The organism is Pandoraea sp. B-6, assembly GCF_000282835.1.
In the GTDB taxonomy this organism is placed as follows: domain Bacteria; phylum Pseudomonadota; class Gammaproteobacteria; order Burkholderiales; family Burkholderiaceae; genus Pandoraea; species Pandoraea cepalis.
Genome location: NZ_KB290526.1, coordinates 443 through 976 on the forward strand (window position 1 = coordinate 443; position 534 = coordinate 976).

The 534-nt window shown below is 71.2% G+C and carries 1 pseudogene; it reads left to right on the forward strand.

Annotation, left to right across the window (positions count from 1 at the left end):
- Positions 1 to 404, forward strand: a pseudogene (locus A985_RS28580) (hypothetical protein); the annotation flags it as partial.
- Positions 405 to 534: the final 130 nt, after the last annotated feature.

A 534-nucleotide genomic window follows, 5' to 3' on the forward strand; every position in this document is an offset into this window, starting at 1 on the left:
GCATTGCGCCGCCCGCGCCGAGCGTGGAAACGCTCCCCCTGTCGGACAGGGGAAGCGCGGGAAATGCGCGCAAAAGCGCACATGGCGGACAGGCCCGTGTATCGAGGCGCCCGCCGTCCGACGGCGCGGCGACCGATCCATTCAGCATGGCCGAGACCGTGCGCGCCAGTGGCCCACCGACGGCCCGCGCCACCGTGGCGACGCCCACCGCCGCGCCCCCCGGCATGGCAGCAGTCCTGGAAGCGCTGGGGTATGATCCGGTCAGCGCGGACACCCTTTGCGGGCGCACCGGCCTGGCGATCACCACCGTGCTTGCGCATCTGAGCGTGCTTGAACTCGACGGCCGGATCGCCCGACTGGCCGGCGGACGATTTGCCCGGCAGACCGACCGGGGCGTACGCTGACGAATGCCCGGGTCGCCGAGGCCGATGCCTGAAATGCGCCGGTCGCCGCTGCGCCCCCTCCCAATTCCGAGATACCGACATCACCGACACCATGCCCGTTTTCGATCCTGTGGCCGACCGCTCCGCGCTG